The following is a 25,856-nucleotide window of genomic DNA, read 5'->3' as shown; positions in this document are numbered from 1 at the left end:
TTCGGCCAGGCGTGCACGTCCTGACTGACGAGCCCCCGGCCTACCTGGAGGCTGGCGACGAGCACACCCCCCTCGCACTTCCCCTGGCATCACTCGCCTCTTTAGCGTTTAGACTTGCAGTTGCCAGATGACGAGACTGCCATGGCCGGGCTGATTCCCCAAAGCTTCATTGACGACCTGATCAACCGCCTCGACATTGTCGACGTGGTGAGTTCGCGTGTTCAGCTGAAAAAAACCGGTAAGAACTACTCTGCCTGTTGCCCGTTCCACAAGGAAAAAACTCCCTCCTTCACGGTCAGCCCCGACAAGCAGTTCTATTACTGCTTCGGTTGCGGCGCCGGCGGCAATGCCCTCGGCTTCGTCATGGACCACGACAACCTGGACTTCCCCCAGGCCGTCGAGGAACTGGCCCGCGCGGCCGGCATGGAAGTGCCCAGGGAACAAGGCCGCCGCGACAACAAACCGCGCCAGCCCACCGACTCTCCGCTGTACCCATTGCTGGACGCAGCCTCGGAGTTCTACCGCCAGGCCCTGCGCAGCCATCCGACCCGCAAGGCGGCGGTCGATTACCTCAAAGGCCGCGGCCTGTCGGGCGAAATTGCCCGCGACTTCAGCCTGGGCTTCGCGCCGCCGGGCTGGGACAATCTGCTCAAACACCTGGGCGCCGATACCCTGCAACAGAAGGTGATGATCGACGCCGGCCTGCTGATCGAGAACGCCGAAAGCGGCAAACGCTACGACCGCTTCCGCGATCGGGTGATGTTCCCGATCCGCGACAGCCGTGGGCGCATCATCGCCTTTGGCGGCCGGGTACTGGGCGACGACAAGCCCAAGTATCTCAACTCCCCGGAAACGCCGGTGTTCCACAAAGGCCAGGAACTCTACGGGCTGTACGAGGCACGCAAGCACAACCGCAACCTTGACGAGATCATTGTCGTCGAGGGCTACATGGACGTGATCGCACTGGCCCAGCAGGGCTTGCGCAATGCCGTGGCCACCCTCGGCACCGCCACCAGCGAAGAACACCTCAAGCGCCTGTTCCGCGTGGTGCCCAGCGTGCTGTTCTGTTTCGATGGCGACCAGGCCGGGCGCAAGGCTGCCTGGCGCGCACTGGAGTCAACCCTCGCGGCACTGCAGGACGGCCGCCGGGCGCGCTTCCTGTTCCTGCCCGAAGGGGAAGACCCGGACAGCCTGGTACGCGCAGAAGGCACCGACGCCTTCAGAGCCCGGATCAACCAGCACGCACAACCGCTGGCCGACTATTTCTTCGAGCAACTGAGCAACGAAGCCGACCCGCGCTCGCTCGAAGGCAAGGCACACATGGCGACCTTGGCTGCACCATTGATCGAAAAGATCCCCGGCGCCAACCTGCGTCAGCTGATGCGCAACCGCCTGAAGGAAATCACCGGCCTCGACCCGCAGCAGGTCGAGCAACTGGCGCAGCAAACGCCAGCGGCCAGCAATGGGCCGGACTACGACCCTGGCTACGATTACGACGCCATGGCCAGCTACACCCCCGACTTCGGCGACATGCCACAGCACGACTACGCCCCCGTCCACCAGGAACAGGAATGGAAGCCGAACAAAGGCGGTGGCAAAAAGCAGTGGAGCGACAAGCCCTGGGACAAAAACCGCAAGGGCGGCAAGCCCTGGCAGCAACGCGATGAAGCGCCGCCGCGCGTGCCGGCACCGGTCGAACCACCGACCCTGGCCGCCTTGCGTACCCTGCTGCACCACCCACTGCTGGCCGGCAAGGTCGAGGATGCCAGCCACTTCGCCGATGAGGAACACCTGTACAGCCAGCTGCTGGTGGCACTGATCGAAGCTGCGCAGAAGAATCCTGGGCTAAGCTCAATGCAGCTGATCGCACGTTGGCATGGCACCGAACAAGGCCGCCTGCTGCGCGCCCTGGCAGAAAAGGAATGGTTGATCGTGGCCGACAACCTTGAACAACAGTTTTTCGACACTATAACTAGCTTGTCCGCCCGCCAACGCGAGCGCAGCCTGGAACAACTGCTCAGGAAATCTCGTCAAAGCGAATTGACCAGCGAGGAAAAATCACAACTCCTCGCCCTGCTGAGCCGGAATGTTCCCGCACAAACGCCGACCTCATCTGGCGCGTGAGGCCCATGCTCGGGTATAATCCTCGGCTTGTTTTTTGCCCGCCAAGACCTTCAGTGGATAGGGTGTTATGTCCGGAAAAGCGCAACAGCAGTCTCGTATCAAAGAGTTGATCACCCGCGGTCGTGAGCAGGGCTACCTGACTTACGCGGAGGTCAACGACCACCTGCCTGAGGATATTTCAGATCCTGAACAGGTGGAAGACATCATCCGCATGATCAACGACATGGGGATCAACGTATTCGAGAGTGCTCCGGATGCGGATGCCCTTCTGTTGGCGGAAGCCGACACCGACGAAGCCGCGGCCGAAGAAGCCGCTGCTGCGTTGGCGGCAGTTGAGACCGATATCGGCCGCACGACCGACCCGGTGCGCATGTACATGCGCGAAATGGGTACCGTCGAGCTGTTGACCCGTGAAGGCGAGATCGAAATCGCCAAGCGGATCGAGGAAGGCATCCGTGAAGTCATGGGCGCCATCGCCCACTTCCCGGGTACTGTCGACTACATCCTCGGCGAATACGACCGCGTCACCGCCGAAGGCGGCCGCCTGTCCGACGTCCTCAGCGGTTACATCGACCCTGACGACAACATCGCCGCACCGACCGAAGAAGTGCCGGTACCTGGCGCCAAGGCGCCTGCTGCCAAGGAAGAGTCGGACGACGACGAAGAAGAAAGTGACGGCGACGACGAGGAAGAGACCGAAAGCGGTCCTGATCCGGTCGTTGCAGCCCAGCGTTTCGGCGCCGTAGCCGATCAGCTCCAGGCCACCTCCAAGGTCCTGAAGAAGAACGGCCGTGAAACCAAGGAAAGCATTGCGGCCCTGCAAGCTCTGGCTGACCTGTTCATGCCGATCAAGCTGGTGCCGAAGCAGTTCGACGTCCTGGTCGAGCGCGTTCGCGATGCCCTGAGCCGCCTGCGTCAGCAAGAGCGTGCAATCATGCAGCTGTGTGTGCGTGATGCCCGCATGCCGCGTGCCGACTTCCTGCGCCTGTTCCCGAGCAACGAAACCGACCAGACCTGGTCCGGTGACCTGGCCAAGCGCAGCACCAAATGGGCTGCCGCCCTGGGTGAAAAGGACGCCGCCATCGTCGCCTGCCAGCAGAAGCTGATCGACCTCGAGACGGAGACCGGCCTGACCGTCGCCGAAATCAAGGAAATCAACCGTCGCATGTCCATCGGTGAGGCGAAAGCCCGCCGCGCCAAGAAAGAAATGGTCGAGGCGAACCTGCGTCTGGTGATCTCCATCGCCAAGAAGTACACCAACCGTGGCCTGCAGTTCCTCGACCTGATCCAGGAAGGCAACATCGGCCTGATGAAGGCGGTGGACAAGTTCGAATACCGTCGTGGCTACAAGTTCTCGACCTATGCCACCTGGTGGATCCGCCAGGCGATCACCCGCTCGATCGCCGACCAGGCACGCACCATCCGTATTCCGGTGCACATGATCGAGACGATCAACAAGCTCAACCGTATTTCCCGCCAGATGCTGCAGGAAATGGGCCGTGAACCGACCCCGGAAGAGCTCGGTGAACGCATGGAAATGCCTGAGGACAAGATCCGCAAGGTATTGAAGATCGCCAAAGAGCCGATCTCCATGGAAACCCCGATCGGTGATGACGAAGATTCGCACCTGGGCGACTTCATCGAGGACTCGACCATGCAGTCCCCGATCGACGTGGCCACGGTCGAAAGCCTCAAGGAAGCGACCCGTGACGTGCTCTCGGGCCTGACCGCACGCGAAGCCAAGGTGCTGCGCATGCGCTTCGGTATCGACATGAACACCGACCACACCCTCGAAGAGGTAGGCAAGCAGTTCGACGTGACCCGTGAGCGGATCCGTCAGATCGAAGCGAAGGCGTTGCGCAAGCTGCGTCACCCTACTCGCAGCGAGCATCTGCGCTCCTTCCTCGACGAGTGATGACAAACCCCGGCCCAGGCCGGGGTTTTTCTTATCCGACAAATAGTTGTGATCGGCTGCTCGGCTGGCTGAATGCCCGTCTACACTCGACTTCAGACCCACTGAAAGCGAGGCCGCTATGCAGCCGATGCCGGCCATTCTGTTGTGGATCCTGATGCTGTGGAACACGACGGCCGGCGCCCTGACCCTGACAGACGAAGAAAAAACCTGGCTCACTGCCCATCCGCAGCTGAGGCTAGGCGTCGACGCCTCCTGGCCACCATTCGAATTTCGTGACCAGGAGGGCCGGTACCAGGGATTGGCCGCCGATTACATCGCCTTGCTCCAGGATCGCCTGGGCGTGTCACTGAAACCGGTCGAGCCCAGCAGCTGGACCGAAGTGCTGCAGCAGGCGCGCGAAGGCCGCATCGATTTGCTGCCTGGCGTCATGTCGACACCGGAACGCCAAGGCTACCTGGCATTCACCCGCCCCTACCTCGATTTCCCCATCGTCATCCTGGCCCATGATGGCGGCCCGCAACCGCGCACGCTCAACGATCTGTACGGGCTGAAGGTCGCCGTGGTGGAAAACTACGCGCCCCATGAACTGCTGCGCACCCACCACCCTGACCTCAATCTTGTAGCGATGCCCAATGTCAGCTCGGCCCTGCAGGCCCTGGCCACCGATGCGGTGGACGCCGTGGTCGGCGACCTCGCATCAAGCATCTGGAGCCTGCGCCAGCTCAAGCTCGAAGGGCTGTATGTCAGCGGCGAAACGCCCTATCGCTATCAATTGGCAATGGCCGCGCCCCGCGGCCAGCAAGTTCTGGTCGGTATCCTCGACAAGGTGATGGCCGACATGTCCAGTGATGAAATCAGCCATATCCAGCAACGCTGGGTCGGCAATGTGGTCGACCAGCGCAGTTTCTGGCAAGACACGCTGCTCTACGGCCTGCCTGCCGTCCTGTTGCTGGTCGCCATTCTCGCCGTGGTCATCCGCATCAATCGCCGGCTCAGTTCGGAAATCTCCCGGCGCATCGCCCTGGAACAGGAACTGCGCAGCAGCGAGTATCATTACCGCGGCCTGATCGAAAGCCTGTCGGCAATCGCCTGGGAAGCCGACGCCAACGACTTCACCTACAGCTATGTCTCGCCGCATGCCGAAGACCTGCTGGGCTACCCACTGCACGACTGGCTCAAGCCCGGTTTCTGGCGCAGCATCCTGCACCCCGACGATGCGCTGTGGGCGCAGGCATTCTGCGAAAGCGAAACCGCCGCCGGACGTGACCACAGCCTGGACTACCGGGTGATGCGCGCCGATGGCCAGCCGCTGTGGGTGCGCAACCTCGTCAGCATGATCGAGCACGGCCACCGGCCCCTGATGCGCGGCCTGATGATCGACATCAGCGAGACCAAGCGCACCGAGGACGCCCTGCGCCTGTCGGAACAGAAGTTCGCCTCGGTGTTCGAGCAGTGCCCGGATATTCTGCTGATTGCACGGCACAGCGATGGCGTGCTGCTCGAAGTCAACGAGGCCTTCGAAGAGCAGATCGGCCTGACGCCGGGCGAGGTGATCGGCCGTACCGCCACAGAGCTCAACCTGTGGGGCATCGAGGGCATGGGCCCGAAGATGCTCGAGCGCCTGCACCAGGGTGGCATCCGCAACCTGGAAATGACCTTCCGCCGCAGCAACGGCCAGATGTTTACTGGCCTGACCTCGGCCGAAACCTTCGAGCTCGACGGCACCCTGGCGCTGGTGGTGGCAGTACGCGACATCAGCCAGCTCAAGCAAACCCAGCAACAGCTGCAGACTTCCGAAGAAAAGTTTGCCAAGGCCTTCCACGCCTCGCCTGATGGCCTGCTGCTGTCACGCCAGAGCGACGGCCTGCTGCTGGAGGTCAACGAGGGTTTCTGCCGCCTGACCGGCTACGAATTCAACCCGCCCATCGATCAGACCTCGTTCGACCTGGGGATCTGGGTCGATCTCAACGAGCGCAAGCGCCTGATCGATCAGCTAGGCCGCGATGGCTTCGTGCGAGACTTCAGCTGCCACCTGCGCCGCAGCGACGGGCAGATTCGCCTCTGCGAGCTGTCGGCACGGCCACTGCCGATCGGGGGTGTCGACTGCATGCTGACCATCGCCCGCGACATCACCGAACGCCACCTGATGCAGGAAAAACTGCAACTGGCTGCCACCGTGTTCGAAAACACCGCCGAAGGCGTATTGATCACCGACACCGACCAACGCATCAGCGCGGTCAATCGCGCCTTCAGCGAGATCACCGGCTACAGCGAGATCGAAGCCCTCGGCCAGACCCCGCGCCTGCTCGCATCCGGCCAGCATGACAGTGCCTTCTACGCCGCCATGTGGCACCAGCTCACCGCCGAAGGTCACTGGCAGGGCGAGATCTACAACAAGCGCAAGAATGGCGAACTGTACCCCGGCTGGCTGACCATCAGTGCCGTGCGCAACCATGAGCGCGACATCACCCACTTCGTCGCCGTGTTCGCCGACATTTCCAGCCTCAAGCACGCCCAGGCCAAACTCGACTACCAGGCTCACCACGACCCGCTGACCGGCCTGCCCAACCGCGCCCTGTTCGAAAACCGGCTGCAGGCCGCGCTGACCTGCGCGCAGGTATCAAACCGCCAGGGCGCCGTGCTGTTCCTCGACCTGGACCGTTTCAAGCACATCAATGACAGCCTCGGCCATCCGGTCGGCGATCTGCTGCTCAAAGGCATCGCCCAACGCCTCAAGGAGCAGGTGCGCGATGTCGACACCGTGGCCCGCCTGGGTGGTGACGAGTTCATCATCCTGCTGCCTGGTCTGCACAAGCCCAGCGATGCTCATGCCATCGCCAACAAGCTGCTGGCCTGCTTTGTCGCGCCGTTCCAGGCGGGTGAGCATGAGTTCTTCACCAGTGCCAGCATCGGTACCAGCCTCTACCCGCAGGATGGCACAGATGTCGCCACGCTGATCCGCAACGCCGACGCCGCCATGTACCGCTCCAAGGCCAAAGGCCGCAACCGGGTCGAAGCCTACACCCGTGACCTGACCGTGCAGGCCAGCGAACGCATTGCCATGGAGCACGAACTGCGTCGCGCCATCGAACGTAACGAGATGAGCCTGAGCTTCCAGCCCAAATTGAGCCTCAAGACCCAGGCCCTGGTCGGGGCCGAAGCGCTGATTCGCTGGAGCCACCCGACGTTTGGCGAAGTACCGCCCGAGCATTTCATTCATCTGGCCGAAGAAAACGGCACCATCCTCCAGCTGGGCGACTGGGTGCTGGAGCAAGCCTGTCAGCAGATGCATCGCTGGAAGAAGGCTTACCAGGCCTTTGGTCCACTTTCGATCAACCTGGCGGGCGCACAGCTACGCCACCCCAATCTCGCCAAGCGGATCGAACATCTGTTGAAGGTCTACCAGCTCAAAGCCGGTGACCTGCAGTTGGAGATCACCGAAAACTTCATCATGAGCCAGGCCGAAGAAGCCCTGGCCGTGTTGCATCAGCTCAAAAAACTGGGCGTGCAGTTGGCAATCGACGACTTCGGCACCGGCTACTCTTCGCTGAGCTACCTCAAGCGCCTGCCACTGGACATTCTCAAGATCGACAAGTCGTTCATCCGTGGCCTGCCAGACGATCCGCACGATGCCGCCATCGCCCGCGCCATCATCGCGCTGGGGCGCAGCATGCAGCTGACGATCATTGCCGAGGGTGTGGAGAATCAGGCGCAGCAGCGCTTCCTGGCGGCCGAAGGGTGCGAGCAGATCCAGGGCTACATTGTCAGCCTGCCGTTGCCACCCGACGAGTTCGCGTCGATGTTTCTTCGCATAGCACTATCTGATCTTTCGGATGGCACGCTTTCAAAACCCTCGTTATAATCCGGGCACTTACTGAGGGCCTATAGCTCAGTTGGTTAGAGCAGAGGACTCATAATCCTTTGGTCCACGGTTCGAGTCCGTGTGGGCCCACCAGACCTGAAAAAGCCGCGCGCACGCGCGGCTTTTTTGTGCCCGATTGGTAGCGCTGCCCTGGGGCTTGCCCTACCCGTCCATGGCTGGCTAGGCTAGCGGACCCACCGTAGAGACTTTCCATGTCAGACGCCCGCCCCATCACCCTCGACGCAATCGACCGCCAGCTGATCGCCCTGCTGCAGATCAACGCCCGCGAAAGCGTCGCCACCTTGGCCCGCCAGGTGGGCATCGCCCGCACCACGGTCAACTCGCGCCTGGAGCGGCTGGAAAAGAACAAGGTCATCACCGGCTATGGCGTGCGACTGGGCCAGCACTTGATTGGCGGTGGGCTGCAGGCTTATGTCGGCATCAAGGTGCAGCCACGCTCCGGCAAGGAAGTGGTGCGGCGCTTGAGTGCCATGGGGCAGGTACAGCAGCTGTGCGCGGTCAGTGGCGAGTTCGATTACGTGGCCTGGCTACGCAGCGATTCGCCGGAGCAACTGGACCAGCTGCTGGACCAGATTGGTAGTGTCGAGGGCGTGGAGAAGACCACCACATCGATCATCCTCAGCAGCAAGGTCGACCGCGGGCAGCCGGTCTGAAACGGCAAGCCGATGAAATCCTACGGAGTGTTTCCGACCTTCCTGCAAGCGTTACAAGCTGCAGTTCAATAGCACTCTCTCAGCGTGCCAGGGCGTATAGGCTGGAGAAAAGCCCATTGACGGGCCTCTCCAACCCACTCAAACTATACGCAGATCACGTACAAGACATGGACGCTATTTTTGTCGAGTTGCCACCGTTTGAGCGCTACCGTGCTGATCTTCTCAGCGAAGAGCAGTTTCGCTGCCTGCAGCAGATCCTGTTGAGTTGCCCAGATGCAGGCGATGTCATCAAAGGAACCGGAGGGCTGAGAAAGATCCGGTTTTCTGATCCCTTGCGCAACAAGGGCAAACGGGGTGGCATCCGCGTCATTTACTACTACTGGCATTCAGGTCTGGAGTTCTGGCTGTTCACTCTCTACGGGAAAGACATACAAGACGATCTGACTGATCAACAGCGTAAAGCGCTGAAACGGATGCTCGAACGCGAACACCTGATGAGGACACGACATGCCGCGCAATCTCTTCACTGAACTCACCGAAGGCTTTGACGCCCTGGCCGAGGAGCGAGCAGGAAAAATGACCCTGCGCTCGCACAAGGCCACCCTCGAGGAACTCGCACCGCTGGCGCCCAACGAGCTGCTTGAGCTGCGCCAGCAGCTGAACATGTCCAGGGCACTCTTCGCGAACTACCTGCGGACTAATGCCCGGACGCTGGAAAGCTGGGAGCAAGGCCGTTCCAAGCCCAACGCCCAGGCCGTCGCATTGATACGTCTAGTACAAAAGTTCCCGGAAACGATGGAGCACCTCGCCGCTGTAAGCTGAACGTCAAAAATGATGACGCTCCCGTCATAGTGACCACAAAAACTACATTACGACACCATTCTGCACCTTAATTACGAACGCCCCGCTTCATAAAATGACCCTCAGCCATCTCCTATACTCAGGCTCCGCCCCTCGCGCAGCCGCTCTGGCAAGGTCACTTCATGAACAAGAAAAACCGCCACCCCGCCGACGGCAAACCTCCCATCACCATCTTTGGCCCAGACTTCCCCTTCGCCTTCGATGACTGGCTGGAGCATCCGGCGGGCCTGGGCAGCATCCCTGCCGAGCGCCACGGTGAGGAAGTTGCCATCGTCGGCGCTGGCATCGCCGGCCTGGTCGCGGCCTACGAGTTGATGAAACTGGGCCTCAAACCCGTGGTGTACGAGGCCTCGAAACTCGGCGGGCGCTTGCGTTCGCAGGCCTTCAACGGCACCGACGGCATCATTGCCGAGCTCGGCGGCATGCGCTTCCCGGTGTCTTCCACCGCCTTCTACCATTACGTCGACAAGCTGGGCCTGGAAACCAGGCCATTCCCCAACCCGCTGACCAGCGCCTCGGGCAGCACGGTGATCGACCTCGAAGGCCAGACCTACTACGCCGAAAAGGCCAGTGACCTGCCCAAGCTGTTCCATGAAGTGGCAGACGCCTGGGCGGATGCGCTGGAGAGCGGTGCCAGATTCGCCGATATCCAGCAGGCGATCCGTGACCGTGACGTACCTCGGCTCAAGGAACTGTGGAACAAGCTGGTGCCGCTGTGGGACGACCGCACCTTCTACGACTTCGTCGCCACCTCGCGCTCGTTCGCCCAGTTGAGCTTCCAGCACCGTGAAGTCTTCGGCCAGGTCGGTTTCGGCACCGGCGGCTGGGACTCGGACTTCCCCAACTCGATGCTGGAAATCTTCCGCGTGGTGATGACCAACTGCGACGACCATCAGCACCTGATCGTCGGCGGCGTGGAGCAGGTACCCCAAGGCATCTGGCGCCATGTGCCGGAGCGCTGCGCCCATTGGCCGGAAGGCACCAGCCTCAGTACGCTGCATGGCGGAGCGCCGCGCACAGGGGTGAAGCGTATCGCCCGCGCTGCAGACGGGCGCCTGGCGGTGACCGACAACTGGGGCGACACCCGCCGCTACGGCGCGGTGCTCGCCACCTGCCAGAGCTGGCTGCTGACCACCCAGATCGACTGCGAAGAGTCGCTTTTCTCGCAAAAGATGTGGATGGCCCTGGACCGCACCCGCTACATGCAGTCGTCGAAGACCTTCGTCATGGTCGACCGGCCGTTCTGGAAGGACAAAGACCCACAGACCGGCCGCGACCTGATGAGCATGACGCTCACCGATCGCCTCACCCGCGGTACCTACCTGTTCGACAACGGTGACGACAAACCGGGAGTAATCTGCCTGTCCTACGCCTGGATGAGCGACGCTCTGAAGATGCTGCCGCACCCGGTGGAAAAGCGCGTGCAGCTTGCCCTCGATGCCCTGAAGAAGATCTACCCCAAGACCGACATCGCCGGGCACATCATTGGCGACCCGATCACCATATCCTGGGAGGCCGACCCGCATTTCCTCGGTGCCTTCAAGGGTGCGCTGCCGGGCCACTACCGCTACAACCAGCGCATGTATGCGCACTTCATGCAGCAGGACATGCCTGCCGAACAACGCGGCATGTTCATCGCCGGCGACGACGTGTCCTGGACCCCGGCCTGGGTCGAAGGCGCGGTGCAGACGTCGCTGAATGCGGTGTGGGGTATCATCAACCACTTCGGTGGTCACACCCACCCGGACAACCCGGGCCCGGGCGACGTGTTCGACGAGATCGGGCCGATTGCCCTGGCTGACTGAAACCAAGGAGGCAGCATGCGCATCGCTCTGTTCCAGGGCGCACCCAACCCATTGGACGTGCCTGGCAACCTGCAACGGCTGCGCCACCAGGCGCAACTGGCGGCCGAAAGCGGCGCGCAATTGCTGGTGTGCCCGGAGATGTTCCTGAGCGGCTACAACATTGGCCTGGCGCAGGCCCAACGGCTGGCCGAAGCCGACGATGGCCCCTCGGCCATGGCTGTTGTGGAGATCGCCCAGGCGCACCGCATCGCCATTGCTTACGGCTACCCCGAGCGCACTGATGACGGGGCGATCTACAACAGCGTGCAATTGATCGATGCCCATGGTCGCAGTCTGTGCAATTACCGCAAGACGCACCTGTTCGGCGAGCTGGACCGGGCGATGTTCAGCCCTGGCGCCGACCATTTTCCGGTGATCGAGCTGGAGGGCTGGAAGGTCGGCATGTTGATCTGCTACGACATCGAGTTCCCGGAGAACGCCCGGCGCCTCGCGCTGGCCGGTGCCGAGCTGATCCTGGTACCGACCGCGAACATGACGCCTTACGATTTCGTCTGCCAGGTGACCGTGCGTGCGCGGGCGCAGGAAAACCAGTGCTATCTGGTGTATGCCAACTATTGTGGGGCCGAGGACGAAATCCAGTATTGCGGGCAAAGCAGCATCATCGGGCCGGACGGCAGCCTGATGGCCATGGCCGGGCGCGATGAGTGCCAGTTGCTGGCTGAGCTTTCGCGTGAGCGGTTGGAGCGGGGGCGCGAGGCGTTTCCTTATCTGACCGACCTGCGTCACGATCTGCATCTGCGTCAGGGCTGACAGGGGCCGCATTGCGGCCCATTCGCGGGCACGCCCGCTCCCACAGGATTTGTGAGTCCACCCTGTGGGAGCGGGCGTGCCCGCGAAGAGGCCGGACCTGCAAATGGGTTAGCATGAACACCTGCCCCGGAGTTCCCATGCCTGACAGCACTCGTCATCTCACCCTCGCCAACGGCCTGCAGCTGAGCCTGCGCCACGCACCTCGCCTGAAGCGTTCTGCAGCCGCCTTGAGGGTACACGCGGGAAGCCATGACGCCCCGAGCGCATGGCCGGGGCTGGCCCACTTCCTCGAACACTTGTTCTTCCTCGGCACTGTACGCTTCCCTTTGGAAGACGGCCTGATGCGCTACGTCCAGGCCTTGGGCGGCCAGGTCAATGCCAGTACCCGCGAACGCACCACCGACTTCTTCTTCGAAGTGCCGCCCGCCGCACTGGCCGGTGGTCTGCAGCGCTTGTGCCAGATGCTTGCCGAACCCGACCTGGGCATCGAACGCCAACGCCGCGAGCGGGAAGTCATCCACGCCGAATTCATCGCCTGGTCGCGTAACGCCCAGGCGCAGCAGCAGTTCGCCCTACTGCAATCGGTGGCTGGGAATCATCCTGTGAAGGGCTTTCATGCGGGCAACCGTCATTCCCTCGTGTTAGGCAATGCTGCCTTCCAGCAAGCACTGGCGGGCTTCCACCAATGCTTCTACCAGGGCGGCCAGATCACCCTGAGCCTCTGCGGCCCGCAGCCACTGGATGAGCTGGAACGACTCGGCGGGCAATACGCCGGCAACTTCGCAACGGGCGCCCGGGTGCCACAAGCCTCGCCACCTGCCCTGGCCACCGACAAGCCGTTACTGTTCGCCCAAGAGGGCCTGCCCGCAGGTGCAGAACCGGCGCTGGAGCTGCTGATCGCCAACCTCGGCGACAACCGCCCCGGCAGTTGGCTGGATGCGTTGCAGCAACGAGGCTGGCTCAAAGGGTTCAAGGTCGAGAAGCTCTACGCCTTCGCCGGGCAACTGCTCTGGCACATCGACCTCAAGCTTGCTCCAGATGCCGACAGCGATGAAGCGCTGAAGCTGCTGCACGGCTGGTTCGATTTCATCCGCCAGGCAGCTCCCACCGTGCTCAACGAGGCATTCGGCCTGCTGCAACAACGTCGCGAACGCAGCGCCAGCGCACTGGAACTGGCCCGCAGTGACAGCGCCGGTCATCCCTATGCAGCGCTGGATAGCCAAACGCAACACGCCCTCGAAGCACTGCTTGAACAACTGCCGCAGCGCGCCTATGGGCAATGGCAAATACCTGCCGCCGACCCTTTGCTCCTCGACCAACTGCCCACGGCTCAAGCGACAGAGCGGCCACCCGCGCTAAGCATCAGCGACCTGCTTCCTCCAGCCAGGCAATTCGCCGCGCTGTATCTGCGCTGGCACGTGCCATGTGCATTGCGCCAGCGTCTGCATGGCGTACTTGAACGCGCCTTGCAAACCATGCAATTGCGTTGCGAGCAGGCCTGCGTGCAACTGCAGTTCACTGCTTCAGGCGAATATTGGCAGCTACGCTGCGCGGGCCATCCGGCAGCCGTGGTGCGCACCGTAAGCCATGCCCTGGCGCTGATGCAGGCGCCCGACAACTGGCAGCCGTCGCCAACCGATGCGCTTGCCCAGATACCGATCAGGGCGCTGATCAACCAACTGCCTGACGCCGTACTCGGCAATGCCTCCGCAGCAATACCTTCTGGCACCCCTGACCAGGCGCTGCTCGACAGCGCCTGGCAACATTGCCACTGGCACGGCCTGGCGGTGGGCTTCGATGCCAGTGCCGCGCAGGCGCTGAACACAGTGTTGCAGGGCTGCCCTGGGCAAGGCGCGATGCCCACGCCTGCCGCCCTATGGACAGGCCATCGCTGGCGGCATGCCAAGGTGCCGGGCAGCGAAAATGCCCTGCTGCTGTTCTGTCCAGTGGCGGCCGGGCAGCAAGCCTGCGGTCGCCTGCTTGCGCAACTGCTGCAAGGCCCGGTGTATCAACGCCTGCGGGTCGAACTGCAACTCGGCTACGCCGTTTTTAGTACCTTCCGTCAGGTGGAAGGCATCGGTGGCCTGCTGTTCGGCGTGCAGTCGCCGCATGCCACTCAGGCGCAAATCCTCGACCACCTGCGCGAGCTTCTGGGCCGGGGCGCCACACTCGACACCAATGCCCGCCAGGCCTTGTCCGAGCAATTCGACGAGCCTGCCATGGCAAATGCCGACGTCGCCGAATGGGCTTGGCAGACGCACCTGGCCGCTCAACCCGACGGGCTGCTGGCGCTTAAGCGGTCTATTCTGATGACGCAACAAGCGGATCTGGACCGCCTGCTGCGCGACCTGCTAAGCACCGATTACGCTTGGCTATGCCTGGCCAATAGCGCAGCGCCAGCTGCCTCCTGGCGGTGACTTCGAGTGGATTGTTACATTTGATGCAATGGCGCTTATCAAAGAATTAACCTTTCAGTACAAAAATTTCTTGTAAGATAACGCTATCTCAGTCAAGGGAACCTCCTGCTTCAGGCGGAACCCAATCAATAGCTGAAGCCACCAACCCATCCGGAAGGAGAACGCCCATGTGGACCAAACCTGCATACACTGACCTGCGTATCGGCTTCGAAGTAACCATGTACTTCGCCAACCGCTAAGCCCTGCTTTGCGGCATGACGCCTCGGTCCGCCGGGGCGTCGTCGTTTTTCGCATACGGCTTTTCGCAGAAGGAGTGGCCATGCACATTCAGATTCTCGGTTCCGCCGCCGGCGGTGGTTTCCCGCAGTGGAACTGCAACTGCGTCAACTGCAAGGGCTTTCGCGACGGCAGCCTGCGCGCCACGGCACGCACCCAGTCGTCCATCGCCCTGTCCGACGACGGTGAGCACTGGGTCCTGTGCAATGCCTCGCCCGACATCCGCGCCCAGCTCCAGGCATTCGCGCCGATGCAGCCGGCGCGTGCCCTGCGCGACACCGGGATCAACGCCATCGTCCTGCTCGACAGCCAGATCGACCACACCACCGGCCTGCTCAGCCTGCGCGAAGGCTGCCCGCACCAGGTCTGGTGCACCGACATGGTCCACCAGGACCTGACCACCGGCTTCCCGCTGTTCAACATGCTCAGTCACTGGAACGGTGGCCTGCAGTGGAACCGCATCGAGCTCGAAGGCAGCTTCGTCATCCCGGCCTGCCCCAACCTCAAGTTCAGCCCTTTCCCCCTGCGCAGCGCCGCGCCGCCCTACTCGCCACACCGATTCGACCCGCATCCGGGCGACAACCTCGGCCTGCTGGTCGAGGACACCCGCACCGGTGGCAAGCTGTTCTACGCCCCCGGCCTCGGACAGGTCGATGCCAAGCTGCTGCAGATGATGCACGACGCCGACTGCCTGCTGGTCGACGGCACGCTGTGGGAGGATGATGAAATGCAGCGCCGCGGTGTCGGCACCCGCACCGGCCGCGAGATGGGCCACCTGGCGCAGAACGGCCCGGGCGGCATGCTCGAAGTGCTCGACGGCTTCCCGCGCCAGCGCAAGGTGCTTGTTCACATCAACAACACCAACCCGATCCTCGACGAAGACTCCCCTGAGCGCGCCGAAGTCCAGCGCCGCGGCGTCGAAGTGGCCTTCGACGGCATGAGCATCGAGTTGTAAGGAGGCCCCATGAGCGACGCACTGCCAATGTCGCCTGCCGAGTTCGAGCAGGCCCTGCGCGCCAAGGGCGCCTACTACCACATTCACCACCCCTACCACGTGGCGATGTACCAGGGCCGCGCCAGCCGCGAGCAGATCCAGGGCTGGGTGGCCAACCGCTTCTACTACCAGGTCAACATCCCGATGAAGGATGCCGCGATCCTGGCCAACTGCCCCGACCGCGAGGTGCGCCGCGAGTGGATCCAGCGCCTGCTCGACCACGATGGCGCGCCCGGCGAAGACGGCGGTATCGAAGCCTGGCTGCGCCTGGGCCAGGCGGTCGGCCTCGACCCCGACCAGTTGCGTTCCCAGGAGCTGGTACTGCCCGGCGTACGCTTCGCCGTCGATGCCTACGTCAACTTCGCCCGCCGCGCCAGCTGGCAGGAAGCGGCCAGCAGCTCGCTGACCGAGCTGTTCGCCCCGCAGATCCACCAGTCGCGCCTGGACAGCTGGCCGCAGCACTACCCCTGGATCGACCCCGCTGGCTACGAATATTTCCGCACCCGCCTGGGCCAGGCCCGGCGTGACGTGGAACACGGCCTGGCGATCACCCTGCAGCACTACACCACCCGCGCGGGCCAGGAGCGTATGCTGGAAATCCTGCAGTTCAAGCTGGATATCCTCTGGAGCATGCTCGACGCCATGAGCATGGCCTACGAGCTGAACCGCCCGCCTTATCACTCCGTTACCCAGCAACGGGTATGGCACAAGGGGATCGCCCTATGAGTTTCGACCGCACGCAAACGCCGAACTGGCGCCCCGGCTACCGCTTCCAGTACGAGCCGGCGCAAAAGGGGCATGTGTTGCTGTACCCCGAGGGCATGATCAAGCTCAACGACAGCGCCGGCCTGATCGGCGGGCTGATCGACGGCAAGCGCGATGTGGCGGCGATCATTACCGCGCTGGAAGCACAATTCCCTGGCGTGCCCGAAGTCGCCGACGACATCGAGCAATTCATGGAGGTGGCCCGTGCCGAACACTGGATCGTCCTCGCCTGAGGTGCCGGTCGGCCTGCCGCTGTGGCTGCTGGCCGAGCTGACCTACCGCTGCCCGCTGCAGTGCCCGTACTGCTCCAACCCGCTGGACTTCGCCGCCCAGGGCCAGGAGCTGAGTACCGAGCAGTGGTTCAAGGTAATGGCCGAAGCCCGGGAGATGGGCGCTGCGCAAATCGGCTTCTCCGGTGGTGAACCGCTGGTGCGCCAGGACCTCGCCGAGCTGATCGGCGAAGCCCGCCGGCTGGGCTACTACACCAACCTGATCACCTCCGGCATCGGCCTGACCGAAGCGCGCATCGCCGCCTTCAAGGAGGCCGGGCTGGACCATATCCAGATCAGCTTCCAGGCCAGTGACGAGCAGGTCAACAACCTGCTGGCCGGCTCGAAGAAGGCCTTCGCGCAGAAGCTGGCAATGGCCCGCGCGGTCAAGGCCCACGGCTACCCGATGGTGCTCAACTTCGTCACCCATCGGCACAACATCGACAAGATCGACCGTATCATCGAGCTGTGTATCGCACTCGAGGCGGACTTCGTCGAGCTTGCCACCTGCCAGTTCTACGGCTGGGCGCACCTCAACCGCCTGGGCCTGCTGCCGACTCGCGCGCAGCTTGAACGTGCCGAGCGCATCACCAACGAGTACCGGGAAAAACTCAAGAGCGAAGGTCGCGCGTGCAAGCTGATCTTCGTCACCCCGGACTACTACGAGGAACGCCCCAAGGCCTGCATGAACGGCTGGGGCAGCCTGTTCCTGACCATCACCCCGGACGGCACTGCCCTGCCCTGCCATGGCGCCCGGCAATTGCCGGTGCAGTTCCCCAACGTGCGCGACCATGACCTGCACCACATCTGGTACGACTCGTTCGGCTTCAACCGCTTTCGCGGTTATGACTGGATGCCCGAACCGTGCCGCTCGTGCGACGAAAAGGAGAAGGACTTCGGCGGCTGCCGTTGCCAGGCCTTCATGCTGACCGGCGATGCCAGCAATGCCGACCCGGTGTGCGCCAAGTCGGCCGACCACGGCATCATCCTCAAGGCCCGCGAGGAGGCGGAAACCGCCCAACTCGCCATCGACGAGATGACTTTCCGAAATGAGCGCAACTCCCGTGTCATCGTCCGCGGCTGACTTCAGCGCCGCCCAGGCCGTCGCCGCCGGCACCGACTTCGCCGAACTCAAGGTCGGCGCCCAGGGGCTGTTCTGGATCGAGTTTCGCCCGGCCGACGGCGTTTGCCGCATCTGGCATTGGCGGGACCATCAGGCGCGCTGCCTGACCCCCGATGGTTTCAGCGTGCGCAGCCGGGTCTACGAATACGGCGGCGGCAGCTTCTGCCTCGGCGGCGACGGGCTGCTGTTCGTCAACGAAAAGGATCAGCAGGTCTATACCCAGCGCCTCGCCGGCACAGCACCGCGGGCCCTGACTGCCGCAGCCGACTGCCGCTACGGCGATGTGCAGTGGCATGACGGCAAGGTCCTGGCCGTCGAAGAGCGCCATGCCGAGGGCGTAGAGCATCGCCTGGTGGCACTGGACGAAACCACCCGCGAGGTATTTGCCGAGGGTGCCGACTTCTATGCCTCGCCAACGGTCAGCGCTGATGGCCAACGCCTGGCCTGGGTCGAATGGGACCGCCCTGCACAACCCTGGACCCTCACCCGGCTGATGTGCCGCGAGCGCGGCGCCAACGGCGAATGGGGCCCCGCGCACTGCATCGCCGCCGAGGACGAATCACTGCAACAGCCGCGGTTCGACGACAAAGGCCGCTTGTACTGCCTGTCAGACCGTAATGGCTTCTGGCAGCCGTGGGGCGAGGTCGATGGCCACTGGCAAGCGCTGCCCGCCGAGCTGGCCGACCATGCCGCCGCCCCTTGGCAACTGGGCGCCTGCACCTGGCTGCCGGCAAGCCCGCAACGCTATCTGGCCACCTGGTTCGAAGGCGGTATCGGTCAACTGGGCCTGCACGGTGAAGATGGCCGCATGGAACGCTTTGCCAGTGCCTACACCCGCTTCCGTAATCTGGCCATGGACGCCGAACACCTCTATGCCGTCGCAGCCTCGCCGATCAGCCCGCCAGCGGTGATCGCCATCTCCCGCAGCAACCATCAGGTTTGCGTGCTGGCCGGTGGCGCTGAAGTGCTGCCTGCAGCGCAGATCAGCTTGCCGCAATCGATCCAGTACGCCAGCGGCGACGCGTTCGCCCATGGCTTTTTCTATCCGGCAACCCGCATCAAGGGCCCTGCGCCTTTAGTGGTATTCATCCACGGTGGCCCGACCTCGGCCTGCTACCCGGTGCTCGACCCACGCATCCAGTATTGGACGCAACGTGGCTTCGCCGTGGCCGATCTGAACTACCGGGGCAGCACCGGCTATGGCCGGGCCTACCGCCAGGCCTTGCACTTGCGCTGGGGCGAAAGCGATGTGCAGGATGCCTGCGCCGCCGTCGAGCACTTGGCCGGCCAAGGGTTGATCGACCCCGACAAGGCATTCATCCGCGGTGGTAGCGCCGGTGGCTACACCACGCTGTGCGCCCTGGCTTTCCATAACGTATTCCGTGCTGGCGCGAGTCTTTATGGGGTCAGCGACCCGCTGGCCCTGGGGCGGGCCACACACAAGTTCGAAGGCGACTACCTGGACTGGCTGATCGGCGACCCGCAACACGATGCCGAACGCTACCGCCAGCGCACGCCGCTGCTGCACGCCTCACGGATCAAGGTGCCGGTGATCTTCTTCCAGGGCGAACTGGATGCCGTGGTGGTGCCGGAGCAGACGCGCTCGATGCTTGAGGCGTTGCAGGCCAATGGCGTCGACGCCGAGGGGCACTTCTATGCGGGGGAACGCCACGGGTTCCGCAAGGCCGAGAACCTGGCGCATGCGCTGGAGGAAGAGTGGAAATTCTATTGCCGGGTATTGCAGGAGTGACACCCTGGGGCCGCTTTGCGGCCCCAGCATCCTCAGCGCTTGGCGATGATGTAGACCGCATGCACGATCCCTGGGATGTAGCCCAGCAGTGTCAGCAGAATGTTCAGCCAGAATGCCCCGCCAAACCCCACCTGCAGAAATACGCCCAGCGGCGGCAGGATGATGGCGATGATGATGCGAATGAAGTCCATGCGGGTCTCTCCTGTAAGGGTTACTTCAAAGACTCGCCACGCATCGCAGAGGTTCCGCAGGCAAAAAAACGCCCCGGGCCAAATGAAACAGGCACGGGGCGATGCGCAGAAACGCCAGACGGTTCGTTGAATTTCCTGATCAGGCCGGCATCTCGCGGCGGGCCTGTTGTTGCGCGTGCAGGCGGGAGAAGGCCCGGGCAAGGCGCAGGAGCATTTCATCGATGTTGCCCCTGCTCACGGTCAACGCCGGTGAGAAGCGCACCACATCGGGCTGCGGGGCACTCAGCAACAGGCCCTCATGCAGGGCGGCCTCAACCAGCCCTTTTGCCAGGTTTTCCTGCAACTGCAAGGCCCACAACAGGCCTTGGCCACGCACTTCGCCCTGGCCGTAGCGGCCAGCCAGACGGCTGAGGCCATCACGCAGGTGACGACCACTCTCCTGCACCTGCTCGAAGAAGCCCGGCTCCAGCACGGTCTCCAGCACGGCCAGGCCGGCGGCGCTCATCAGCGCATTGCCGTGATGGCTGCCTTCCAGTTCGCCCGGTTCGGCGCAGCAGGCCGTCCCGCGAGCCAGCAAGGCGGCCAGTGGCACGCCACTCCCCAGGCCCTTGCCAAGGGGGATGATGTCGGCGCGCACGCCGTAGGTTTGCTCTGCCAGCAATGCCCCGCACCGGCCGATGCCCGTCTGCACCTCATCGAGAATCAGCAGGATGCCCAGTTCCCGGCAGAGCTTTTCCACACCTTGCAGGTACTCGCGCGTCGCCGGTATCACCCCTGCCTCGCCCTGGATCGGTTCGAGCATGATCGCCACGGTGCGCGAATCGACCTCGGCATGCAGCGCCGCGAGGTCGTTGAATGGCACCTTGCTGAACCCCGGCAGGCCCGGCTCGCAACGGTTGCACGCCAACGGGTCGGAAGCCGACAGTGCACCCAGGCTGCGGCCATGGCAGGCCTGGCTGGCGGTGATGATGTGGTAGGCGCCGTTGCGGTGCAGCTGGCCCCACTTGCGCGCCAGCTTGATCGCCCCTTCACAGGCCTCGGCACCGCTGTTGAGCAGGTAGGCCTGGTCGCTTCCGGTGCTCTGACACAGGCGGTTGACCAGCGCCAGCAAGCCACGGCTGTGATAGCCCGCCCCCGGGTTGATCAGCGCCTGGGCCTGGTTGCCCAGCGCCTTGACCAGGGCGGTCGGGCTGTGCCCGAGGCTGTTGACCGCGCCGCCCTGGGTGAAGTCCAGATACGCATGCCCTTCGTTGTCCCACAACCATGAGCCCTGGCCACGCACGAACACTTGCGCCGCACGTTCGGTGCCTGGCATCAGGCGCTCGCGAGACAACTGCGGCTCATCCGCCACGATCAGCGAAGCACGCTTGGGCTCGGCAATCGCGGCAGGGGCAGAACGGCGCAGGTTGAACAGGTTCATCGGGGCTCCAACCAATCACGGTAAAGGGTCGCCAGGTGTCCGGTCTTGTCGCCGGCGCTGGATAATTTTGTCTTGCCTATCAAAAGTGTTTTTCAAACGCGGTAACAATCAGCTGATCGATCGCTGTAACCCGTTGGAATACGGCGATAGACTAGGCGCCGGCAGCTTTGGCGGCCATTTCGTTTTCTCAGCTTTTTCGATAAGTGCTACTTATGGATTTTCGCCAACTGCGTTATTTCGTCGCGGTGTATGAAGAGGGCCATGTCGGCCGCGCCGCCGAGCGCCTGTCTCTGTCGCAACCAGCGTTGTCGCAGCAGATTCGTCAGCTTGAACACAGCCTCGACCTCAGCCTGTTCGAGCGCAGCAACAAGCGCCTGCTACCCACCCTGGCTGCGCACACCTTGTACAACCATGCACTGCCACTGCTCGATGGCCTGCAACGTGCCCATGAGGCCATGCGCAACTTCAAGGGCCAGTCCCTGCGCACCCTGGCCATCGGCGTGCTGCAGACCGTGCGGCCAAGCCTGGTGCCACAGTTGCTGGAGCGCGTGCGCAAGGCCCAGCCGCACCTCGTGGTGCAGATCTACGAACTGTCGGGGCTGGAGATCGAACGGCGGCTGCTCAATGGCAACCTCGACATCGGTATCAGTTACCTGCCGCCGCGCCAGCCCGGGCTGCATGGCTCGCTGCTGTACGAAGATGAGTTGCAGGTTGTCATCCCGGATACCCACGCTCTGAAGGACTTCAAAAAAGTCTCCATCAAGCAGGCCGCCGAATTGCCCATGCTGATGCTCGGTGAGGAATTCCAGATTCGCCAGATCTGGAAAGAACAACTGGCTGCCCAGGGCCGCAGGCCGCATGTGCAGGCCGAGATGAACAACATGGCGGGGATTCTCGACAGCTTGGCACACACTGCACTGGCGACCATTCTGCCGGGGCGGGCCAAGGAGGCTGCCGAGGATGACCAAGGGTTACTGTGGAAACCGCTGAGTGAGCCGCGTGTGCCGCTCAAGGTTGGCCTGGTGTTCCGTGATGCCCAGCGCCAGCAGGCGTCGGTAGAGCTGTTGCGCACGTTGCTGGAGGAAGAGACCGACACCCGGCAACTGGGCGCCACGCCGCTGGATGTGCTTGGCTGAAAAATACGCACACAAAGAAAACCCCGCCGAAGCGGGGTTCTCTAGACTGTTTCCCTGTGACATCCCTATCGCCCCACCGTCCTGGCAGGAAATCCTTCGTTGTCCCTGTTCTGTCCTTTGCGCTTCCTGCGCAACGTCCATGTAGAAAGATTAACCGTGGATCCAATCTGACACCAGTGGCGAAAAGTCACCACGTCATGTAGGAAAAGGCTTACAAGCAGTAATCATTCGCAACACTTCAAAACTGGTCGGCATCCAGCAGGTACAGCGACTCGCTGCCCGCCTTCACCGAAGCCACCAGCGAATTCACCCGCGGCAGCAAGCGTGCAAAGTAGAAGCGTGCCGTGCCCAGCTTGGCCGAGTAGAACGCCTCGTCGCCCTCACCCGCCTTGGCGGCACGTGCCATCAGTGCCCACATGTAGCCATAGGCTACGTAGCCAAAGGCATGAAGGTACTCGACCGACGCAGCGCCGATTTCATTCGGGTTGCTCCTTGCCTGCTCCAGCACCCACTCGGTGAGCCCGTCGAGCTGATCCAGGTAGGCGCCCAGCGGTTTGGCAAACTCGTCCAGCTCGCCGCCGGTGCTGGCAATGAACTGGCGAACCTCGTCAGAGAACAGCTTGTAGTACGCACCACCGCTGGCCACCACCTTGCGGCCCATGAGGTCCAGCGCCTGGATACCGTTGGTGCCTTCGTAGATCTGGGTGATGCGCACATCGCGCACCAGCTGCTCCTGGCCCCACTCGCGAATGTAGCCATGGCCGCCAAATACCTGCTGGCCGTGTACCGTGCACTCCAGACCAAGGTCGGTGAGGAACGCCTTGGCCACCGGGGTCAGCAGCGCCACCAACTCTTCGCTGCGTTTGCGGGTAGCCGGGTCTTCGCTGTACTTGGCGCTGTCGAGTTGCATTGCCACATAGGTGGAGAAGGCACGACCGCCCTCGATCAGCCCCTTCATGGTCAGCAGCATGCGCCGTACATCAGGGTGGACGATGATCGGATCAGCCGCCTTGTCCTTGGCCTGCGGGCCTGTAGGGGCGCGGCTTTGCAGGCGGTCACGGGCGTACTCCACGGCGTTCTGGTAGGAGCGCTCGGCCGATGCCAGGCCCTGGATACCCACGCCCAGGCGTTCGTAGTTCATCATGGTGAACATGGCCGCCAAGCCTTTGTTCGGCTCGTCGACGATGTAGCCGACAGCCTCGTCGAAGTTCATCACGCAGGTGGCCGACGCCTGGATACCCATCTTGTGTTCGATCGAGCCACAGGTCGCCGGGTTTCGTGCGCCAAGGCTGCCGTCTGCATTGACCAGGAACTTCGGCACCAGGAACAGCGAGATGCCTTTGGGCCCCGCCGGCGCGTCCGGCAGCTTGGCCAGTACCAGGTGGATGATGTTCTCGGTCAGGTCATGCTCGCCGCCGGTAATGAAGATCTTGGTGCCGCTGACCTTGTAGCTGCCGTCGGCCTGGGGTTCGGCCTTGGTGCGAATGATGCCCAGATCGGTACCGGCATGGGGTTCGGTCAGGCACATGGAACCCGCCCAGACACCTGCGTACATGTTCGGCAGATACTGTTCCTTCAGAGCCTCGCTGGCATGGGCGTTGATCGACAGGCAGGCACCGGCGGTCAGCATCGGATACAGGCCGAAGGCCAGGCTCGAGGCGTTGACCATTTCCTCGACCTGGGCCGAAACCGCCTTGGGCATACCCATGCCACCGAATTGCGGGTCACCGCCCACGCCCACCCAGCCGCCCTCGGCATAGGTGTTGTAGGCCTCGATAAAGCCGGCGGGCGTGCGCACTGCACCGTTGTCCCAGTGGCAGCCTTCTTCGTCGGCGGCGCGGCTGAGCGGGGCGATGCTCTTGCTGGTGACCTTGCCGGCTTCTTCCAGCACAGCCATGGCGGTGTCCGCGTCGACTGCCTCGGCCAGCGCGGGCAATTGTGCCCACTGCTCGGCCACGTTGAAGACTTCATTCAGTACGAAGCGCATGTCGCGCAGGGGCGCTTTATAGTCAGCCATGACAACCTCTCGCTGGTCGGGTCGGGTGGCCACACGGGCCGCGGCCGGGGCTCGTAAAAAAGGGACCCGGGGTTGATTCCAGTGTAACCGAACAACTTTTGCGAGACATAGGGTCATCACGCGACCAGTCAGTCTATTCTGGTCACGCCATCCGCACCGCTCCGCGCTGGGATTGTTGCCCATAGACCATGACGCAATTACGCCCGGCACCCTTGGCGCTGTAAAGCGCCTGGTCGGCGGACTTGAGCACTTCTTCCGGGTTGCGATGGTCGACCAGGCGCTCGGCCACACCGATGCTGATGGTCACCGACACTGTACCGCTGCCGTTACCACTGCGGCGCTGGCGCCCGGCGGAGTCGTCCTGCGGGCGGCTGTTCTGGTCACGCAGGTGCATGGTGTAGTTGGCGATCATCTCGCGCACCGCTTCGACGTGTGGCACGCACTCTTCGGCGGTCTTGCCCGCAAACACCAGGGCAAACTCCTCACCACCGTAGCGATAGGCGCGGCCACCGCCGGTGACCTTGGACAACCGGCTGGCGACCAGGCGCAGCACCTGGTCACCCACATCATGGCCGTGGGTGTCGTTGAATTTCTTGAAGTGGTCGACGTCGGTCATGGCGATCACGTAGTTGCGACCCAGGCGTTGCATGCGCTCGTTCAACGCGCGGCGCCCCGGCAGACCGGTGAGCTCGTCACGGAAGGCCATCTGGTAGGCCTCGTGCGATACCGCTGCGGCAATCATCAGCATCACCTGGCTGCACATGATGTTCAGGGTGAAAGGCAGGATGAACGTCTTGGGCAGCATCCAGAAAATGCCCACCAGGCCGATCAGCTGCGCCGCATGCAAAGGCCGGGGTTCGCGCAGGTACTGCACCACCAGCAGGGCGAACACCACGAAGAAAACCGGGTAGACCATCTGGATCAGGCTCATCCACTGGCCGTGCAGCGATGGCCAGCGGATCTCCGCCAGCCAGCCCAGCAGCGCCTCGGGGAAGCTCTGTTCCAGTGCCACCGCCACGCTGCCGACGGCAAACAGCACGGCGAAGCGGGCCAGCAGGTCCTGTGCCAGGTGCGTGCGTTCCTGCCATGCACCGAACAGGCCGTACAACGCGGGCAGCAACAGGCACACCAGGTGGAAGATCACCGCCGCGTCCTCGCGCACGCGGCCGTTGTCGCGATAGTAGTCGGTCTGTGTGTCGAGCAGAAAATAGGCGATATACACCGTGACCATCAGGAACAGCTCACGCTGGCGGCGATACACGGCGCAGTAGGCGCCGCCCAGCAGCAGCACCAGGGTGGGGAGCACGTTGAACAGTGACGTGAAGAAGACGCTGAGGTCTCTTACGTAAGCCGCCGCGAGCCCAGCCACCAACAGAAACAACGAAGGCAGGAAATGGCTCGCGCGAACAGCATTTAGACGAAACAAGGGCAATCTCCGACCCGGCAG

Annotated in this window: 20 protein-coding genes and 1 tRNA gene; 17 read left to right on the top strand and 4 right to left on the bottom strand. The window is 63.0% G+C overall.

Translation table 11 applies throughout. The features are described from left to right. Nucleotides 1-141: 141 nt before the first annotated feature. The 16 genes from dnaG to ACIPW4_RS02645 all read left to right on the top strand — a co-directional run bounded on the left by dnaG (nt 142) and on the right by ACIPW4_RS02645 (nt 19,645). Entirely contained in the window at nt 142-2,124 is a 1,983-nt protein-coding gene (dnaG, locus tag ACIPW4_RS02720) for a DNA primase (RefSeq protein ID WP_400654522.1), read from the top strand. A gap of 67 nt (nt 2,125-2,191) precedes the next feature. Then, on the top strand, nt 2,192-4,039 hold the full coding sequence (gene rpoD, locus ACIPW4_RS02715) for an RNA polymerase sigma factor RpoD (protein WP_400654520.1): 1,848 nt from the start codon (nt 2,192-2,194) through the stop codon (nt 4,037-4,039). A 118-nt stretch (nt 4,040-4,157) separates the two neighbouring features. Beyond that, nucleotides 4,158-7,901, top strand: coding sequence for an EAL domain-containing protein (locus tag ACIPW4_RS02710; RefSeq protein ID WP_400654519.1), 3,744 nt, complete (start codon nt 4,158-4,160; stop codon nt 7,899-7,901). Nucleotides 7,902-7,917: 16 nt separating this feature from the next. Further along, nucleotides 7,918-7,994: transfer RNA gene (locus tag ACIPW4_RS02705), tRNA-Ile, on the top strand. 119 nt (nt 7,995-8,113) lie between these two features. Then, nucleotides 8,114-8,575: an Lrp/AsnC family transcriptional regulator gene (locus tag ACIPW4_RS02700; RefSeq protein ID WP_400654518.1), complete on the top strand. Its 462-nt coding sequence runs from the start codon at nt 8,114-8,116 to the stop codon at nt 8,573-8,575. 167 nt (nt 8,576-8,742) lie between these two features. After that, the gene (locus tag ACIPW4_RS02695) at nt 8,743-9,105 is read left to right on the top strand and encodes a toxin (RefSeq protein ID WP_400654516.1); all 363 of its coding nucleotides are present in this window, start codon (nt 8,743-8,745) and stop codon (nt 9,103-9,105) included. After that, on the top strand, nt 9,083-9,397 hold the full coding sequence (locus tag ACIPW4_RS02690) for a helix-turn-helix domain-containing protein (RefSeq protein ID WP_400654514.1): 315 nt from the start codon (nt 9,083-9,085) through the stop codon (nt 9,395-9,397). The genes ACIPW4_RS02695 and ACIPW4_RS02690 overlap by 23 nt, the downstream gene beginning before the upstream one ends. Before the next feature lie 161 nt (nt 9,398-9,558). Then, nucleotides 9,559-11,241 carry a flavin monoamine oxidase family protein gene (locus ACIPW4_RS02685; RefSeq protein WP_400654513.1) on the top strand — a complete coding sequence of 561 codons (1,683 nt, stop codon included), beginning with the start codon at nt 9,559-9,561 and terminating at the stop codon, nt 11,239-11,241. 15 nt (nt 11,242-11,256) lie between these two features. After that, entirely contained in the window at nt 11,257-12,051 is a 795-nt protein-coding gene (locus ACIPW4_RS02680) for a carbon-nitrogen hydrolase family protein (protein WP_400654512.1), read from the top strand. Nucleotides 12,052-12,188: 137 nt separating this feature from the next. Next, nucleotides 12,189-14,468, top strand: coding sequence for a pyrroloquinoline quinone biosynthesis protein PqqF (gene pqqF, locus ACIPW4_RS02675; RefSeq protein WP_400654510.1), 2,280 nt, complete (start codon nt 12,189-12,191; stop codon nt 14,466-14,468). Between the two features lie 167 nt (nt 14,469-14,635). After that, nucleotides 14,636-14,707 (top strand): pyrroloquinoline quinone precursor peptide PqqA, encoded by a 72-nt coding sequence (gene pqqA / locus ACIPW4_RS02670; protein ID WP_003243383.1) that lies wholly within the window; start codon nt 14,636-14,638, stop codon nt 14,705-14,707. An 80-nt stretch (nt 14,708-14,787) separates the two neighbouring features. After that, a complete protein-coding gene (gene pqqB / locus ACIPW4_RS02665; protein WP_400654508.1) occupies nt 14,788-15,699 on the top strand; it encodes a pyrroloquinoline quinone biosynthesis protein PqqB in 912 nt (303 codons plus the stop codon). Between the two features lie 9 nt (nt 15,700-15,708). Beyond that, complete coding sequence (pqqC, locus tag ACIPW4_RS02660) at nt 15,709-16,464, top strand: pyrroloquinoline-quinone synthase PqqC (RefSeq protein ID WP_176514892.1); 756 nt, start codon at nt 15,709-15,711, stop codon at nt 16,462-16,464. Continuing rightward, nucleotides 16,461-16,736: a pyrroloquinoline quinone biosynthesis peptide chaperone PqqD gene (gene pqqD, locus ACIPW4_RS02655; protein ID WP_400654507.1), complete on the top strand. Its 276-nt coding sequence runs from the start codon at nt 16,461-16,463 to the stop codon at nt 16,734-16,736. The genes pqqC and pqqD overlap by 4 nt, the downstream gene beginning before the upstream one ends. After that, nucleotides 16,708-17,856 carry a pyrroloquinoline quinone biosynthesis protein PqqE gene (pqqE, locus tag ACIPW4_RS02650; protein ID WP_400654505.1) on the top strand — a complete coding sequence of 383 codons (1,149 nt, stop codon included), beginning with the start codon at nt 16,708-16,710 and terminating at the stop codon, nt 17,854-17,856. The genes pqqD and pqqE overlap by 29 nt, the downstream gene beginning before the upstream one ends. Beyond that, on the top strand, nt 17,822-19,645 hold the full coding sequence (locus ACIPW4_RS02645) for a S9 family peptidase (RefSeq protein WP_400654503.1): 1,824 nt from the start codon (nt 17,822-17,824) through the stop codon (nt 19,643-19,645). The genes pqqE and ACIPW4_RS02645 overlap by 35 nt, the downstream gene beginning before the upstream one ends. A gap of 32 nt (nt 19,646-19,677) precedes the next feature. Here ACIPW4_RS02645 and ACIPW4_RS02640 read toward each other — a convergent pair whose 3' ends face one another. Together ACIPW4_RS02640 and ACIPW4_RS02635 are read right to left on the bottom strand one after the other, a co-directional pair. Beyond that, nucleotides 19,678-19,836 (bottom strand): YqaE/Pmp3 family membrane protein, encoded by a 159-nt coding sequence (locus tag ACIPW4_RS02640; protein ID WP_009681539.1) that lies wholly within the window; start codon nt 19,834-19,836, stop codon nt 19,678-19,680. Between the two features lie 139 nt (nt 19,837-19,975). After that, the gene (locus ACIPW4_RS02635; protein ID WP_400654501.1) at nt 19,976-21,256 is read right to left on the bottom strand and encodes an aspartate aminotransferase family protein; all 1,281 of its coding nucleotides are present in this window, start codon (nt 21,254-21,256) and stop codon (nt 19,976-19,978) included. A 212-nt stretch (nt 21,257-21,468) separates the two neighbouring features. Here ACIPW4_RS02635 and ACIPW4_RS02630 point away from each other — a divergent pair, with 212 nt between their 5' ends. Next, a complete protein-coding gene (locus ACIPW4_RS02630; RefSeq protein WP_400654500.1) occupies nt 21,469-22,392 on the top strand; it encodes a LysR family transcriptional regulator in 924 nt (307 codons plus the stop codon). A gap of 238 nt (nt 22,393-22,630) precedes the next feature. Here the strand turns inward: ACIPW4_RS02630 and ACIPW4_RS02625 are convergent, their stop codons facing one another. Both ACIPW4_RS02625 and ACIPW4_RS02620 read right to left on the bottom strand, forming a co-directional pair. After that, nucleotides 22,631-24,409, bottom strand: a complete 1,779-nt coding sequence (locus ACIPW4_RS02625) for an acyl-CoA dehydrogenase C-terminal domain-containing protein (RefSeq protein WP_400654498.1) — start codon at nt 24,407-24,409, stop codon at nt 22,631-22,633. A 142-nt stretch (nt 24,410-24,551) separates the two neighbouring features. Next, the gene (locus ACIPW4_RS02620; protein WP_400654497.1) at nt 24,552-25,835 is read right to left on the bottom strand and encodes a diguanylate cyclase; all 1,284 of its coding nucleotides are present in this window, start codon (nt 25,833-25,835) and stop codon (nt 24,552-24,554) included. Between the last annotated feature and the right edge of the window lie 21 nt (nt 25,836-25,856).

The organism is Pseudomonas sp. NPDC089996 (assembly GCF_044748405.1).
In the GTDB taxonomy this organism is placed as follows: Bacteria; Pseudomonadota; Gammaproteobacteria; order Pseudomonadales; family Pseudomonadaceae; genus Aquipseudomonas.
This window is presented reverse-complemented; position numbering and strand designations above follow the sequence as displayed.

Bases quoted from the DNA above. Each gene is read 5' to 3' on its own strand.
- pqqC (WP_176514892.1), top strand. From the start codon at position 15,709: ATGAGCGACGCACTGCCAATGTCGCCTGCCGAGTTCGAGCAGGCCCTG.
- ACIPW4_RS02645 (WP_400654503.1), top strand. From the start codon at position 17,822: ATGAGCGCAACTCCCGTGTCATCGTCCGCGGCTGACTTCAGCGCCGCC.
- ACIPW4_RS02630 (WP_400654500.1), top strand. From the start codon at position 21,469: ATGGATTTTCGCCAACTGCGTTATTTCGTCGCGGTGTATGAAGAGGGC.
- pqqF (WP_400654510.1), top strand. From the start codon at position 12,189: ATGCCTGACAGCACTCGTCATCTCACCCTCGCCAACGGCCTGCAGCTG.
- ACIPW4_RS02685 (WP_400654513.1), top strand. From the start codon at position 9,559: ATGAACAAGAAAAACCGCCACCCCGCCGACGGCAAACCTCCCATCACC.
- ACIPW4_RS02680 (WP_400654512.1), top strand. From the start codon at position 11,257: ATGCGCATCGCTCTGTTCCAGGGCGCACCCAACCCATTGGACGTGCCT.
- ACIPW4_RS02700 (WP_400654518.1), top strand. From the start codon at position 8,114: ATGTCAGACGCCCGCCCCATCACCCTCGACGCAATCGACCGCCAGCTG.
- ACIPW4_RS02695 (WP_400654516.1), top strand. From the start codon at position 8,743: ATGGACGCTATTTTTGTCGAGTTGCCACCGTTTGAGCGCTACCGTGCT.
- ACIPW4_RS02640 (WP_009681539.1), bottom strand. From the start codon at position 19,836: ATGGACTTCATTCGCATCATCATCGCCATCATCCTGCCGCCGCTGGGC.
- ACIPW4_RS02690 (WP_400654514.1), top strand. From the start codon at position 9,083: ATGCCGCGCAATCTCTTCACTGAACTCACCGAAGGCTTTGACGCCCTG.
- rpoD (WP_400654520.1), top strand. From the start codon at position 2,192: ATGTCCGGAAAAGCGCAACAGCAGTCTCGTATCAAAGAGTTGATCACC.
- pqqD (WP_400654507.1), top strand. From the start codon at position 16,461: ATGAGTTTCGACCGCACGCAAACGCCGAACTGGCGCCCCGGCTACCGC.
- ACIPW4_RS02710 (WP_400654519.1), top strand. From the start codon at position 4,158: ATGCAGCCGATGCCGGCCATTCTGTTGTGGATCCTGATGCTGTGGAAC.
- pqqB (WP_400654508.1), top strand. From the start codon at position 14,788: ATGCACATTCAGATTCTCGGTTCCGCCGCCGGCGGTGGTTTCCCGCAG.
- ACIPW4_RS02635 (WP_400654501.1), bottom strand. From the start codon at position 21,256: ATGAACCTGTTCAACCTGCGCCGTTCTGCCCCTGCCGCGATTGCCGAG.
- ACIPW4_RS02625 (WP_400654498.1), bottom strand. From the start codon at position 24,409: ATGGCTGACTATAAAGCGCCCCTGCGCGACATGCGCTTCGTACTGAAT.
- dnaG (WP_400654522.1), top strand. From the start codon at position 142: ATGGCCGGGCTGATTCCCCAAAGCTTCATTGACGACCTGATCAACCGC.